The following is a 14355-nucleotide window of genomic DNA, read 5'->3' as shown; positions in this document are numbered from 1 at the left end:
TTCTTATCCTCAAATTGCATCGTCGAAGTTGTTGTTTTTGTGGTCCTTCGAAAGCAGCAGTCGGTTTATGGGTGGCGGCGTTCCTCCTCTCGCGACAACGCGCTGAGCGTGTCCAGCCGGGCGCCCTGAAAGGCGATGGCCGATCCTTGTTCGAAGACGCGGCGTGTCAGACCGGTAAGCACGGTGCCCGGCGGCAGTTCGATGTGCAGGCGCGCGCCACGCTCGTACGCGGTTTGCACCGTGCTACGCCAGTCGATCACCCTGCACATGTTAAACGCCAGATCGTCACGCACCTTGTCCGCGCTAAGCATCGGCCGCGCGGTGCTGCCGCTGAGGTATTTCAGCGTCGGTGCCCTCAGGGAAACGCTGGCAAACGCATCAGCGAGTGCCCGTGCAGGTTCGGCCAGCAGTTCGCAATGGGACGGCACGCTGACCGCCAGTCGTTTGGCTGCCGCAGCGCCCTGCTCTTTTGCCAGCGCAGCGACGGCCGCCATGGCCTCGTCTCGCCCGGCAATAACGAACTGGTTATCGGCGTTGATATTGGCCAGATAGACCGGGCTCTCAACGCTGTGAATGCGTGCGATCAGGCTTTCGACCGTGGATTGATCAAGGCCGATCAGCGCGGTCATGCCGTAGCCCTGTGGATAAGCGCTTTGCATCAGCTCGCCCCGCAGCGCCACCAGCCGCACGGCGTCCGAAAAATCCAGAGCGCCCGCGATGACGGCTGCGGGGTAGGCGCCGATGGACAAACCCGCAACCATGTCAGGGGCGTTTCCGTCGGCCATCAACACCCGCGCACAGGCGACGCCCGCGATTAATAGGCACAGCTGAACAGCGCGAGTCGATTGCAGGGCGGCGGCGGTGTCGAGCGTCAGGACGTCCTCGTTCAACGCCGCGCTCGCTTCTGCCAGGCACTGCGTAACCAACGGGTGCTCCGGCAGCCCGTGGAGCATGCCCGGCTGTTGCGCACCCTGGCCGGGAAACGCCCAGAAGCTGCTCATGCCGCGACCGCCTGCGCCAGCCATGGGTTATCCACAAGCCGCGCGCCGTCTTCGGCTTTGAGCAGCACCTGGCGAGACGATCCTGCCCACTCGCGCAGCGCCACGGCACCAAACGGGGTTTGCATCTGAAGGTCGATGCGGCAGACCGCACCGGCAAGCTGCTCGACCAAACGCGCGGCGTGCTGGCGATCAAGAAGATCCGGGGTACGCAGAATGAGATCCAGGTCGCTGTCCGCGTGCAGCACCGGCACGCCACTGGCCAGTTCGAAACCGGCGCCACCCGCCACGCCCCACGGCAGGCCGAGCGCATTCATCACGGGACGGATCTGTTGCAAGGCGCGCAAAGCCGGCCAATCAGCGTGAGGCGTCATGGCGATCAACGCTTCAGGCCGCACGCGCCGTTGCACTTCGTCGAGCTTCATGTGGGTGGCGTAGCGCTGATCTCGCGACTGACCCCTTATGCCCACCGCCACCAGGCCTGCCGCGACACGGGCGCGGCGCACCACCACCGGGTGACCCAGGCCAACGATCTCACACGCCCACGCTGGTGCGTCGATCGGCAACGCAGCCGCCGACATCCCCCACAACAGATCATGGGGGAGCACCGGCTGAAAAGTGCTCATCACCACTGCGCCCGCAACAGCTCGCGGACTTTCGACGATGCCTCACGATTCGGCGCGCCGAGGCGTGAACTCAGGTTATTGGCGCCGGCCAGGGTATCTTTGATCGCTGCAATCAAACAGTCCTGAACCTGCGTGAGATCCGATGCAGTGGGCTGCTCGATCTGACTGACCGACAGGGTTTCCCACAGCAGGCCAAGGCTGGCGTAGCTGTCGATGTCGTAGGCCATCGGCGGCACGCTGGCGGCGAGTTTTTCCAGTTCTTCGACGCTGCGCAGTGTCACCCGCGCCGCCGAAGCCTTGCCCATGGCGTGAACCATCACGCCCGGATCGCGCAGGGCAATCAGGCGATTGGCCTGATAACCGTGGGCGAGAAACGCGCCGGACATCGCCTTGCCCACCAGCAGCCCGATCACCGGGTGCCCGGCCAAACGCGCCCGAGCATAAGCGTCGACCGCGCCGGCCAGTGCCTGGTGAATACCCAGCGCTTCTTCGCGGCGGCCATAGGCCTGACTCGGCACGTCGATGATGGCGATCAATGTCCGCTTGTTGTCGCTGTCCTGATCCAGCTTGATGGCGCCATCCACCGCCTGGGCCAGTCCCCATCCTTCGAGCAAACCGACTTCACCGCTCTGCGCGCGGGGAAAGCGGTTAGCTGGATCAGCGACCACCGCCAGGAATCGCGCCGGGCGATCACCCAGTGCGCCGTCCGCTGCTCTCACCGACGCCGGCAGCCCCGCCACTTCCGGCGCATTGGCGGCCAGTGCATTGAACCAGCTCAATCCACGCAGAGAGTAAGCACTCATGTCCGGTCTCCTTGATAGGCGCTGCGTACGGCAGCGGGCTCTATCTGCCGTGCCGTGTCTACTTGAGCCAGACGCTCGAGGAACCAGGCGTACCGGCTGCTGCGCTCCTGCTCGGGCTTGCCCTTGTGCGACAACGCGTGCACCTGTTGCTGAATGGCGCTGATGTCGTCGGCAACAAAGGCGTCCACCAGACCGCTGGCAAAACGTTGCTCGCCCCCGGTCAGGCTCCAGATGAAGGGCCGGTCGCGGGAGTCGTACTCTTCGATGCCGGCTTCCTGTTCGATGACTTGCGGGCCGTTCAGGCCGAGACGCGCTTCCTGGGTGACGACCAGATAACTGCACAGCGCCGCCGCAATGGACATGCCGCCGAAGCAGCCGACGCTGCCCGCCACCACGCCAATCACTGGCTGATAACGCCGCAGATCAACGATCGCCGCGTGAATGTCGGCGATGGCCGCCAGCCCGAGATTGGCTTCCTGCAAGCGCACGCCTCCGGTTTCCAGCAACAGAACGGCTGCCGTGGGAATGCCCTTTCGGTTGTCCTCAGCGGCCAGTTCCAGAGCGCCGGCCATTTTGGCGCCGCCGACTTCGCCCATGCTGCCGCCCTGAAAACCGCCTTCGATGGCACAGATCACCACCGGCTTGCCCTCGATCGTGCCCTTGGCGATCACTACGCCGTCGTCGGCTTGTGGCACGACGCCTTGCTTGGCCAGCCAAGGGGAGACGAGGCGCTCGAAGGGATCGACCAGCTCGCGAAAACTGCCGTCATCCAGCAGTGCGCGGGCGCGTTGCCGGGCACCGAGTTCGACGAAACTGTGCTGCTGCAGAAGCCGTGTGCTGTCAGTCATGACCAACCTCCTCGAAACCTTGCTCCAGGCGCAGCCGAACCACGCCCGGTGTCGCGCCAAAATCGTGGATGTCGATGCTCATGGCCGGTGGCGTCTGGCCGTCGAACATCCGCTGAAAAAGGTTCTCCCAACGCGCCGAACTGCCGTTGACCGACGTCAGCACCTGGATCGTCAGCTTGCCCGGCTGGCCCGGTTCAAGCAGCACTTCCAGATCACCTGAACCGACACAACCCACCAGAGCGCGACCCCGTGGCGGCTGCCCGGCAGGGAATTCAAAAGACAGGGTTTCCATGATCAGACGTTCCTCGTTGCATCGCCGAGCGCAGGCTCCAGGCGATCAATAAACAGGCAAGCGGCGAGCAAGTCGGCAGCGCCGCCGGGAGAAGCGTTCAGGCTCAACAGTTGTTGATCGAGCTGGTTCAGCGCGCGACGACCGCTGAGGGTCGAGCTGCCACCGGCGTCCAGCACCCGCTGCGCGCCGTGTTGCATGGCATGCAGGCCTTCTTCACCCGCGCGGTACAGCACGCAGGTATCGGACAGCGTGGTCATGATCGCCAGCAGCGCATCGAGTCGCGCGTTCTGCTCGCCATGCCCGGCGGCGCGGCTGCAGAGGAGTTGCGGCAAACCGGTTTGGATGACGGCAGGGAAACCTGCTTGCGCTTGTTCTCGGGCACCCATTGCGCCGTACTTTTGCGCAACGGTCTGGCCGTGACTCCGGCTTTTGCTGGCGGTTTGATGACGGTCTTCGATCAATGCCAGACGGCCCGCGCGTTGGCACAGCCCTTCCGGGGAAAGGTCATCGGGATTCAGCGCTGCAGCAGTGACCAGCAACCCCAGTGCCCAGATCGCACCACGGTGCGTGTTCACCCCGTTGGTGGTGCGCATCATCGCGGCTTCGCCTTCGCGACCGAGTCGGCCAATGGTTTCCCGCAACAGCGGGGTGATCTCGCCGATGGCAATGGCGGCGTCGGCCATCTGCTTGAATGCAGGCCACAGCGAGATCGCTGATGCGTGCATCAGACCCAAGTGCAAATCCGTGTGGGCGCCACTGCTGCGACGATCAACCAGCGCCGGTTTCGGCGACAGGTCGGCCTCGTCGATCAGTGCATCAACCGCCAGATCGGCCAGGCGCTCTGCCAGTGATGCAGGATTCGGCGTTGCGTCGAAGGCATCGAAAGCTACGTTGAATGCGCGCATCACCAGCTCCTGAATTTCGCAGGCGGGTTGTACAAACCGCCGGACCATTCCACCAGCTCGGCAATGCTCTTGGCGGCAAGCAGTTCGCGGCTGGCGTCGGTGCGGCGAATGCCCAAATCCTCAGGCAGCGCGATCAGCCCTTCACGGCGCATGCGGGCGGTGTCTTTCGGGTTGTGACGCAGGCCGATGGATGTCACGCCCGCGACGGCGGCGATCATGGCCTGACGCTCTTCCAGGGATCGCGCCTTGTACAGATAGGCAATGCCTTCTTCGGTCAACAGATGGGTCACGTCGTCGCCGTAGATCATGATCGGCGCCAGCGGCATCCCGCTCTTTTTCGCGACTTCGACGGCGTCCAGCGTCTCGACGAAGGTCGGTTTGCCGCCTTCCTGGAAGGTCTCGACCATTTGCACCACGAGCTTCTTGCCGCGCTCAAGATAGGCGTCCGGCCCGTCACCGCTCTGCTGGCGCATGTCCAGCCAGGCAGGCGTGGCGTGGCGTCGGCCGCGCGGGTCGTGCCCCATGTTCGGCGCGCCGCCAAAGCCGGCAAGGCGCCCGCGGGTAACGGTGGAGGAATGGCCGTCGCCGTCGACTTGCAGCGTGGCGCCAATGAACAGGTCAACGGCGTATTGCCCGGCCAGCTGGCACATCATCCGGTTGGAACGCATCGAGCCATCGTGACCGGTGAAGAACACGTCGGGCCGCGCAGCGATGTAATTTTCCATGCCCAGCTCAGTGCCGAAGCAATGCACGCTTTCGACCCAGCCGCTTTCGATGGCAGGGATCAGCGTCGGGTGCGGGTTGAGCGTCCAGTTGCGGCAAATCTTGCCCTTCAGGCCCAGGGATTCGCCGTAGGTCGGCAGGATCAGTTCGATGGCTGCGGTGTTGAAGCCGATGCCATGGTTGAGGGACTGAACGTTGTGTTTTTCGTAGATCCCGCGAATCGCCATCATCGCCATCAGCACGTGCACTGGCTTGATGTGGCGCGGGTCGCGGGTGAACAGCGGCTCGATGTAGAACGGCTTGTCGGCGACGACCACGAAGTCCACCCATGACGCCGGGATGTCCACGCGCGGCAGGTCGCTGACGTCATCCACCAACTGATTGACCTGCACGATGACGATGCCGTCGCTGAAGGCGGCCGGTTCAATCAGGGCGGGAGTGTCTTCGGTGCTGGCGCCGGTGTAGATGTTGCCGGCGCGGTCGGCCATGAAGCCGGCGGAGAGCACGACGTTGGGAATCAGGTCGACCAGCAGGCGGGAGTACAGCTCGATGTACGTATGAATCGCGCCGATTTCCAGCAGGCCGTCTTCCAGCAACTGGCTGATGCGCAAGCTTTGGGTACCGGCGAAAGAGAAGTCCAGCTTGCGGGCAATGCCGCGTTCGAACAGGTCCAGATGCTCGGCCCGCCCAACGCTGGGCATGATCATGTGCAGGTCGTGGAGCTTGGCGGGATCGGCCTTGACCAGCGAGCGCGAAAGGAAATCCGCCTGCTTCTGGTTATTGCCCTCCAGCACCACGCGATCGCCCGGCGCAATCAACGCCTCAAGCGCCGCGACAATCTTGTCGGTCGGCAGTACAACGCCATCGGCGAAGGAACGCACCAGGTCGAGCCGTCGCAGTTTCTCAGTGCGACGACGCGACCAGCGCGGGTCAAGTTTCGTTGTTGTGGTCATGCTGACTCCACGAGTTCGCTGTCGTGGGGCAGATTAGGAGGGGTTCAGGTGTGGCATCAATCAAGTAATTGGCGGGATCGTTACGCTGAGAGTAATGATCAGATCTGCCAATTGATCTGGTAGCGGGTGCTGCGCCCGCCGCCCGGGAGCTTCGCCAGACAACCTTTTTCCAGCAGGTCCTGAAGATGCCGGGTGGCGGTGGCTTTACTGACTTTGGCGACCGCCTGGTATTGAGCGGCGCTGATGCCACCGGTAAAACCTGCGTCCGGCTTCTCCGACAGCAGGTCGCCATTCAACAACCGATTGAGCACCTTGGTCTGCTCAGCAGAGAGGCCGTCGCTACTATGGGCTTGCCAGAATCTGGCCTTTGCCAGCACTCGCTCGATACGCTTCATGGCCTGCTCAAGCGTGTGCAACAACGTCTGCAAAAACCATACGAGCCATTCGGTTATGTTCAGGTCACCCCGCTGAGTCGCTTCCAGAATCCGATAGTAGTCCTGACGGCGGGCGAGGATGCTGGCGGACATGGCATAAAAGCGTATGGCCTGGTGTTCGCCCTGGGCCATGGCCAGATCAGTGATTGCGCGGGTCAAACGTCCATTGCCATCGTCGAACGGGTGCAGCGTCACGAACCAGAAATGCGCGATGCCCGCGCGGATCAGCGGGTCCAGGGTTGGATCGACGCGGCTGCTGTTGAACCAGTAAAAGAAGTCATCAAGCTTTTGCTCCAGGCCTTCGCGCGCAGGCGCCTCGAAGTGCACCACGGGCCGGTCGATGCGACCGGACGCGACCTGCATGGGTTCGGGGCCCCTAAGCACGCCAACCTGGATGGGGTTTGCCGTCAGCGCGCTCGTCTCGGGAAACAACAAGCGATGCCAATGCATCAGCCGTTCGGACGTCAGCGGGGCGTCATGTTGTTGGGTGGCATCCAGCATCAGCTCAGCCAGACCTTCACTGCGCGCCGTCACGCGGTCATCGCTGGCAAGCCCGAGCCGTTTTGCCAGCGAAGAACGCACCGACTCCACATTGAGCTGCTCACCCTCAATGGCCGATGAGGTGATGAGGTTCTGCAGCAAAGCGTCCAGTTCACGCTCGACATTCGCGGCGGCGCCTGAAGCGCCAATCATCCCCAATAGCTGACCCTGCGCCTGGGTGCAGGCCCGCAACAGCGGCGCCAATCGCTCTACGTCCCAGGAAAAGGAAGGCCATTTGGGGTGTTGCCAAATCCATTGTGTTGACTGGTTCACAGGACGCCTCGAAGGTACATGAGCCGATTAGAAGCTCTATTCGGCTCACCGGATGAGCCGAATATGCGGCTTATTCGGCTCATCGTCTAGGAGGGATTGGGTGGAAGCGATTGCCAGCAGCCCCGCACCCCTCTGACCTGCCACAGTTAAGCATGTACAGGAGATCAAATTGTGGGAGCGAGCTTGCTCGCGAATGAGCCAGGACAGCCGCTTAATCTCTAGCGGCTGAAATGCAGCCTTCGTGAGCAAGCTCACTCCCACAAGGGCTGTGTCCGGCATGAAATCTTCAGCGGCTGAAATGCAGCTTTCGCGAGCAAGCTCACTCCTACAGGGGGCTGTGTCCGGCATGAAACCTTCAGCGTTTGAAATGCAGCTTTCGTGAGCAAGCTCACTCCCACAAGGGCTGTGTCCGGCATGCAATCTGCGGGGTTTGAGAGCCGGGAAGTCTCTTATAAGTTTGGCGTCATCTGAACCAACCCCGCCTCCACCAGCCACTCTTCCAGCGCCACAAGATCGGGGATTTTAGCCACGGTTTCGCCCACTTGCACCGCGGCCAGTTCCAGCTCGGCCAGCGGCACGTCGACGTAGCTGAGCTGGCTGTCCAGCTTGCAGGAACGCGGAATGCCTTGGGTCAGCAGGGCGATGAATTTCAGGTCAAGCCGACCGCCGAGGGCGTTGAGCACGACGATGCGGGCGCGGCCTCCAACGCGGGCGCGGCTGCCGCAGGCGGCTTCGAAGCTGAGCAGCGGCAGACTGCGGTTGCGCCAGTTGATGGGGCCCAGGTACCACTGCGGTGCGGCGGGGTCGGCGACGCTGTCTTGATAGTCGATCAGCTCGGCGACAGCCACGTTGGGCAACAACAGGTGCCGGTCACTCAGGGGAATCAGCAACCCGGTCAGGCTGGTCAGCCGCGCCGTTTGCGTGGTGGTGTCAGACATGGGCGTGGCTCCAGTGGGCGATGCTTTCCAGCAGTGCGGCTTCCTGATAAGGCTTGCTCATGTATTCGTTCACCCCAAGCGCCATGGCGTGGTCGCGGTGCTTCTGCCCTGATCGCGACGTGATCATGATGATCGGCAGGTGTTTCAAGGCGTCGTCTCCGCGAATCTTGCTGACGACTTCAAAGCCGTCCATGCGCGGCATTTCGATGTCCAGCAGCATGATGTCCGGGGTGTGCTCTTGCAGCAGCGCCATGGCATCGACGCCATCTTTGGCCGTCAGCACGTTCATGCCGTTGCGCTCCAGCAAGCGGCCGGTGACCTTACGCACGGTCACTGAGTCATCCACTACCATCACCAGCAACGGCCGCGCCTGTTCGGGTTCTACATAACGCACTGGCGCATGACCGGCGACCTGCAACGCGAGCAACTTGGCGTGGAAGCGCCGGATGTGCGCAAACAGGTCGAGAATCAGCACCACGCGGCCGTCCCCCAGAATGGTGGCGCCGGCAATGCCGGGTATCGAAGAAAACTGCGGGCCGAGGTTTTTCACCACGATTTCCCGCGAGCCGGCCAGCGCGTCCACCTGCACCGCAACCCATTGATCGTGTACGTGAACGAGAAGCACCGGCAGCGGCTGGGTCTGTGGCTGGCCGCTCAGTTTCGGCGGATGACCGTTATTGAGTAATTCGCCCAGATAACGCAACTCGTAACTCCGTCCGCTGTACTCGTACCGCGGCGGCACCGTGTGATAGCAGGACTCCAGCTCGCTCGGCATCACGCGCACGATGCCCTCGATGCTGTTTAGCGGCACGGCGTACTGTTCTTCGCCGCACTGAACCATCAGCGCCCGATTGACCGACACCGAGAACGGCAAACGGACACGGAACCGCGCACCCTCGCCCGCTTTGGAATCAATGACCATCGAGCCGCCCAGGTCCTTGACCTCGGCATGCACCACATCCATGCCGACACCGCGCCCGGAAATCTGGGTGATGGTCTCGGCGGTGGAAAATCCTGGCCGCAGGATGAACTGCAGAATGTCGTGTTCGCTCAGTTCGGCGTCCGGGCCGATCATGCCGCGCTTGATCGCCTTGCGCCGCACGGCCTCGAAGTCGACACCGGCGCCGTCGTCGCGCATTTCGATAACGATGTCGCCGCCTTCGTGGGCCAGACTCAGCGTGATATGCCCCCACTCGGGTTTGGCAACGGCCAGACGTTCCTCGACGCTCTCCAGACCATGATCGACAGCGTTGCGCAGCATGTGCTCCAGCGGCGCGACCATGCGTTCGAGCACGTTGCGGTCCATCTCGCCCTCGGCGTTGACCACGTCGAATTTGACCTTCTTGTTCAGCTCGCCCGACACCTGACGAACAATCCGGCGCAGGCGCGGCACCATACGCTCGAACGGGACCATGCGCGTGCGCATCAGGCTTTCCTGAAGCTGGGTGTTCACCCGCGCCTGCTGCTGCAGCAGGGTTTCGGCCTCATGGGCGCGGGTGTCGAGGGTTTCCTTGAGGTCCATCAGGTCGGACGCAGACTCGAACAGCGCGCGGGATAACTGCTGCAGCTGCGAATGACGGTCCATTTCCAGGGGGTCGAATGCTTCATAACCGCGCCGATCAACGTGGAGGTCGCGGCTGAGGATACGGCCCTGGGTCTCGATGTCGAGTCGGCGCAGCTGATCGCGCATCCGCTCGATGGTGGTTTCCATCTCAATCAGGGTGATCTGCGCGTCGCTGACCTGCTGCTCGACACGGCCCCGGAATATCGAGGTTTCCCCCGCCAGATTGGCCAGGTCCTCCAGTTGCTCGGCCGGAACCTTGATCATCTCCGGGCCGGTACGCTCGCCGTCGGCCTCCGCCTGTGCGGACGCTGGATCAACGGCGGCCGCGGGCACCTGAGCCGGCGCATCCTGAGGTGTGTCGACAGAGTCTCGGGCGGTTCCGGACGAGGTGTAGTGACCGATGCTCTCGATCAGCAGCGCCGGGTTGGGCAGCGGCTCGTAACCCCGAACGGCATCCACCATGTCGGCGAGCATGTCGTGGCCGCTTTGCAGCAAGCCGTTGAGCAGCGCGCTGTTTTTCAGCGCACCCGTCGACAACCCTTCGTACAGCGACTCCAACTCGTGGGCCAGATCGCCAATCGGCGCGATCTCCACCATGCGCGCGCCGCCCTTGAGCGTGTGCAGATCACGCAGCAGGTTTTCCACTTCCAGCGCGTTGTGCGGATCGGCCTGCCAGCGCACCAACGCCGCGCTGCTGCTTTCGATGATGTCGTCGGCTTCTTCGAGGAAGATTTCCAGCAGTTCCGGATCACGCTCGTCCAGCGAGTGAATCATTGAGCTGACATTGCGCGTCTCGCCGTCATGGGGCAGCAAGTAACAGTTGCGCTGCCGAAACTCGCGGATCTTCTCGATCAGGTGCGCGGGACTGGTCAGCGCCGAGCGGTGCTGCAACTGCTCAAGCATCAACGACAGGTGATCGTGGCTGTGCACCAGCAGTTCGGCCAGTTGCGGCGAGTAACCGCAACGTCGGTCAAGCAGGCCTTCGTAGAGCGATTCCAGCTCGTGACCGAGGTCGCCCACCGGCCCGATTTCGGCCATGCGCGCGCCCCCTTGAGGGTGTGCAGGTCACGTTGCAACGATGACAGCGGCAGCGGGTTTTCCGGCTCGTCGAGCCAGCGTTGCAACGCAGGGCCGGCGATGTCGAGAATGTCCATCGCCTCTTCAAGAAAGATCTCGACGATTTCCTGATCAAAATCATCACTCAACGGCTTGGCAGGTTGAGCGAGGCGTTCGCTGACCTCCTCCATCTCTGTGATATGGGTCGCCCCAGCGCCATCACTTTTGATGACGCCCATCGCGCCGGGGTCCAGCGCTTCGGCAAGCAGCCCGCGCAATGCGCTCACCCGTTCGGGGCAAGGCTGAACTTCCTGTCCGGCGGCGACCTGATCGAGCATGTTGATCAGCGCTTCGTGGGCCTTCTCGGCTTCATCGAAGAACCGTTCGCTGACGGCAAGGCTGCTCTCCTCCACCGCGCCGTACAAGTCGAGCAGCGCTTCGCAGAGTTCGTCGACCTGAGGCAGGTCGGCCATATGTGCGCCGTGGCCGAGCATGGTCAATTCGTCCAGCAGCGCATTCAGTTCCTGGCGGTGGCCGGGGTGCTGGCGCCAGTCTTTGAGCAGGTTGTCGGCGTCCAGCAGGATGTCCATGCCCTCGGCCAGAAAGCTGGCGATCAACTGCGGATTGCGCCGCGTGCGCAGGCCATTGCTGTCGTCGCTCAAGGCATCGGCCAGCCGTGCGTCAAGCAGCTCCTGGGCCCGTTGAATCAGTGCAGCAGCGCCTTCGATGGGCAGCAGCGGGTCGACATTCAGCTGAGCCAGACCTTGATGGAACAAAGGCTCCGCCGCACGCAGCAGGTCGATTTCGTCCTGGCCGACCGCGATCAGGTTGGTCTTGAACTCGCGAACGAGTTGATCCAGCGGGCTCGCCAGCTCGGCGATCGGCAGGACGCCTGCCATGTAAGCGCTGCCTTTGAGGGTGTGCAGCGCGCGCAGCAAATCGTTGCTGAACACGGGCGCATCGGCGTCCTGCGAGGCGTCGAGATAGCGGCTCACCGTGTTCAGGTGGGTATGGGCTTCCTGACGGAAGATCTCCAGCAACTGCGGGTCAAAACCCTCTTCGTCCTCCGGGCGTTGCGCAGGCTCGACGTCACCTGCCTCGCCCTGGGCCAGCGCGTGGGCCTGGGCGGCCAGTTGGTCGACATCGTCACGCTGACGCTGAACGTCCTCGGCGAAATCGCGAATCACGTCCGGCAGCAAAGTCTGTACGTCCGTGAGCAACTGCTGCACCCGTGCATCCGGCTCGACGCTGTGTTCCAGCACGCGGTTCAGCAGGTTCTCCACCGACCACGCCAGCTCGCCCAGAATCAGCGCGCGCACCATCCGGCCGCTGCCCTTGAGCGTGTGAAACGCGCGACGAATCTCGCCCAGCGCCGAGAGGTTGCCGGGATCGGCAAGCCAGCGCGGCACGTACTCGCGCAGGGCTTCGAGCATCTCGTCGGTTTCTTCGAGGAAGACTTCGCGCAACTCGTCATCAATCGCCTGCTCACCCTTCGGCGGCGGCAACAGGCTGGCCGGCATGTTTCGCGCCGGCGGGTTGACCGCCGACAGGGGGCTGGCCAGCACTTCGGCGAGGGTGCGGCTCGGGCTGACCAGGGCCTGCCGCTCGTGCAGATCCTGCAGTTCTTCTTCGCTGATAACTTCTTCGAGCACCGGCACATCCAGCGCGTCGGGGACCGGCGAGTAACCGAGCCGGGCCAGACTTTCCTGGGCCAGGTCCAGCACATGTTCACCCGGCGCTTCCGGGTCTTCGGCCATGCGTTCGAGGTAGTACTCGACGCCGATGATCACGTCCGCCAAGTGATCGAGCTGCGAGGCCGCCGGGCTCTCAGCGTCGACCAGCAAGCGCTCGGTGATGTAGTCGTTACTGGCCGCCAGCAGGCCGGATGCCCGCGCCAGCGGAATCATCGCCAGCGCGCCGCGCACCTGAACCAATTGCTCCGACAGCGGCAGCAGACGTGCCCGGTCCATTTCTCCGTCGACGTAGGCGTCGATCACATCCTTGGCCTGCTGAAGGACGATGCGCGCTTCCTTGATGACCAGTTGATGAATCTGGCTGAGGTCCGTGGTCGGCAGACGGCTCTCTTCGGGGCTGCTCTGGTTGACGGTTCCGGCCATGCCCGCGAGGGTGGATTCCACGTACAGCAGCGCGCCGGCGACGTCCATCAACGAGGCATCGTCGGGCTCGCGCTGCCCTTGAGCCATGCCCTGCACCACGGTCATCTGATCAATGATGACTTTGCGCGGCTGCCCAAAGCCCAGCACCGCCAGGGTGTCGGCGATCTGCCGCAGCGGTGGCAGTAACGCACTCAGCTCACTGACGTGTTGACGATCTCCGCGCACGAACACATCAAGCCGCTCCTTGGTCCGCACCAGCTCATCACACAGCGCAATGATCACAGAGCGCATGGCGTCGCGGTCCGGCCCGGCCATGCGCGCGCGTTCTTCAGCAACCAGAGCGCTGTGCGGCAGGGCATCGGCAAGGGCGTATTGGTCCTTAAGGTCCGTCATCTTCTGCGCCTCGCTGTCGGACTTGGCGATGTAAAACAACAGGCTTTTCAGGAGTTCGTCGGGCGCAGGCTGATTAATCCCCTCGATGCCTTGATCCAGCAGACGCTTCAGTTCTTTGTCAGCGTCCTTGAACAGGCTGCGCAGCGCCGGGCTGTTGGTGAAGTTACCGCTGACCATGGTTTCGACCAGCGCGGAAGCGATGCGCCAAAGCGGTTCGAGCGGCGCGTCCTCGCACAACACTTCAAGCCGTGCGAACACTTTGCCCATGTAACCGAGTTGGGTCTGCACGTCCTGATCGCGAAGCAGCCCGACCAGCGCGGTTTGCAGCGTCTGCCGCAGTTTGCGCAGCTTCGCGGGCAGCTCCGGGCTGTCGCGCTCGGCCAATGCGTCGGCATCAAGGGCAGGGATAGACAGCAATTGTGGCGAGAACAGGCTGGTTTCCGACAACAGGCTTTCGCCCCGGGCGCTGCGCAGATCATTGAGCAGCGGCAGCACCACCAGCGGCAGATCACGGCGAGCGGAATGCACACGCTCCAGGTAGAGCGGCAGTTGGGTCATCGCCAGATTCAGCAGCTGAATCGCTTCGCTTTCCTGGCTGACGTGGCCCTGTTTGAGCGCCAGCGCCAGCTGTTCAATCTCTTCGGCGAACAGCGCGGCGCCGTAGAACTCGATCATCTGCAGGCTGCCATGAACCTGGTGGATGAGGTCAAGGCAAACGTCCATCGCCGATGCGTCGTGGGGGCGGGCGACGAAGGTGTCCAGTGCCTGTCGGGCGTGGGTTAGGGTTTCGGCTATTTCGCCTTTGACCCACTCCAGGGCCACGTAATCGTGACGGTCAGCCATGGTGACTCCGATTGCCTGTGTTCTGACGCTGCTTCATTTGCGATAACGG

General features: G+C 63.0%; 9 protein-coding genes and 1 pseudogene. All 10 read right to left on the bottom strand.

The genetic code is table 11. The features are described from left to right. Positions 1-65 precede the first annotated feature (65 nt). Positions 66-1001 (bottom strand): malonate decarboxylase subunit epsilon, encoded by a 936-nt coding sequence (mdcH, locus tag JN403_RS05990; RefSeq protein ID WP_205487240.1) that lies wholly within the window; start codon positions 999-1001, stop codon positions 66-68. Further along, positions 998-1630: a malonate decarboxylase holo-ACP synthase gene (locus tag JN403_RS05985; RefSeq protein WP_205486115.1), complete on the bottom strand. Its 633-nt coding sequence runs from the start codon at positions 1628-1630 to the stop codon at positions 998-1000. Before JN403_RS05985 ends, mdcH begins: the two co-directional genes overlap by 4 nt. Then, entirely contained in the window at positions 1624-2427 is an 804-nt protein-coding gene (mdcE, locus tag JN403_RS05980; RefSeq protein WP_205486113.1) for a biotin-independent malonate decarboxylase subunit gamma, read from the bottom strand. Before mdcE ends, JN403_RS05985 begins: the two co-directional genes overlap by 7 nt. Continuing rightward, complete coding sequence (locus JN403_RS05975; RefSeq protein WP_205486111.1) at positions 2424-3275, bottom strand: biotin-independent malonate decarboxylase subunit beta; 852 nt, start codon at positions 3273-3275, stop codon at positions 2424-2426. Before JN403_RS05975 ends, mdcE begins: the two co-directional genes overlap by 4 nt. After that, entirely contained in the window at positions 3268-3567 is a 300-nt protein-coding gene (locus JN403_RS05970) for a malonate decarboxylase subunit delta (protein ID WP_133775589.1), read from the bottom strand. Before JN403_RS05970 ends, JN403_RS05975 begins: the two co-directional genes overlap by 8 nt. 2 nt (positions 3568-3569) lie before the next feature. Further along, complete coding sequence (locus JN403_RS05965) at positions 3570-4472, bottom strand: triphosphoribosyl-dephospho-CoA synthase (protein WP_205486108.1); 903 nt, start codon at positions 4470-4472, stop codon at positions 3570-3572. Continuing rightward, positions 4472-6148 (bottom strand): malonate decarboxylase subunit alpha, encoded by a 1677-nt coding sequence (mdcA, locus tag JN403_RS05960; RefSeq protein WP_122624426.1) that lies wholly within the window; start codon positions 6146-6148, stop codon positions 4472-4474. Before mdcA ends, JN403_RS05965 begins: the two co-directional genes overlap by 1 nt. Before the next feature lie 98 nt (positions 6149-6246). Beyond that, positions 6247-7395 (bottom strand): Fic family protein, encoded by a 1149-nt coding sequence (locus JN403_RS05955; RefSeq protein ID WP_205486106.1) that lies wholly within the window; start codon positions 7393-7395, stop codon positions 6247-6249. A 449-nt stretch (positions 7396-7844) separates the two neighbouring features. After that, positions 7845-8333: a chemotaxis protein CheW gene (locus JN403_RS05950; RefSeq protein WP_205486104.1), complete on the bottom strand. Its 489-nt coding sequence runs from the start codon at positions 8331-8333 to the stop codon at positions 7845-7847. Then, positions 8326-14306: pseudogene (locus JN403_RS05945) on the bottom strand (Hpt domain-containing protein). The gene JN403_RS05950 and the pseudogene JN403_RS05945 overlap by 8 nt, the downstream one beginning before the upstream one ends. Positions 14307-14355 lie beyond the last annotated feature (49 nt).

The sequence above is a fragment of the Pseudomonas sp. 15A4 genome (assembly GCF_016925575.1).
Lineage (GTDB): Bacteria > Pseudomonadota > Gammaproteobacteria > Pseudomonadales > Pseudomonadaceae > Aquipseudomonas.
Note: the sequence above shows the minus strand (reverse complement) of the source record. Positions and strands in the feature narration are given on the sequence as shown.

Bases quoted from the DNA above. Each gene is read 5' to 3' on its own strand.
- mdcH (WP_205487240.1), bottom strand. From the start codon at position 1,001: ATGAGCAGCTTCTGGGCGTTTCCCGGCCAGGGTGCGCAACAGCCGGGC.
- mdcE (WP_205486113.1), bottom strand. From the start codon at position 2,427: ATGAGTGCTTACTCTCTGCGTGGATTGAGCTGGTTCAATGCACTGGCC.
- JN403_RS05975 (WP_205486111.1), bottom strand. From the start codon at position 3,275: ATGACTGACAGCACACGGCTTCTGCAGCAGCACAGTTTCGTCGAACTC.
- JN403_RS05970 (WP_133775589.1), bottom strand. From the start codon at position 3,567: ATGGAAACCCTGTCTTTTGAATTCCCTGCCGGGCAGCCGCCACGGGGT.
- JN403_RS05965 (WP_205486108.1), bottom strand. From the start codon at position 4,472: ATGCGCGCATTCAACGTAGCTTTCGATGCCTTCGACGCAACGCCGAAT.
- mdcA (WP_122624426.1), bottom strand. From the start codon at position 6,148: ATGACCACAACAACGAAACTTGACCCGCGCTGGTCGCGTCGTCGCACT.
- JN403_RS05950 (WP_205486104.1), bottom strand. From the start codon at position 8,333: ATGTCTGACACCACCACGCAAACGGCGCGGCTGACCAGCCTGACCGGG.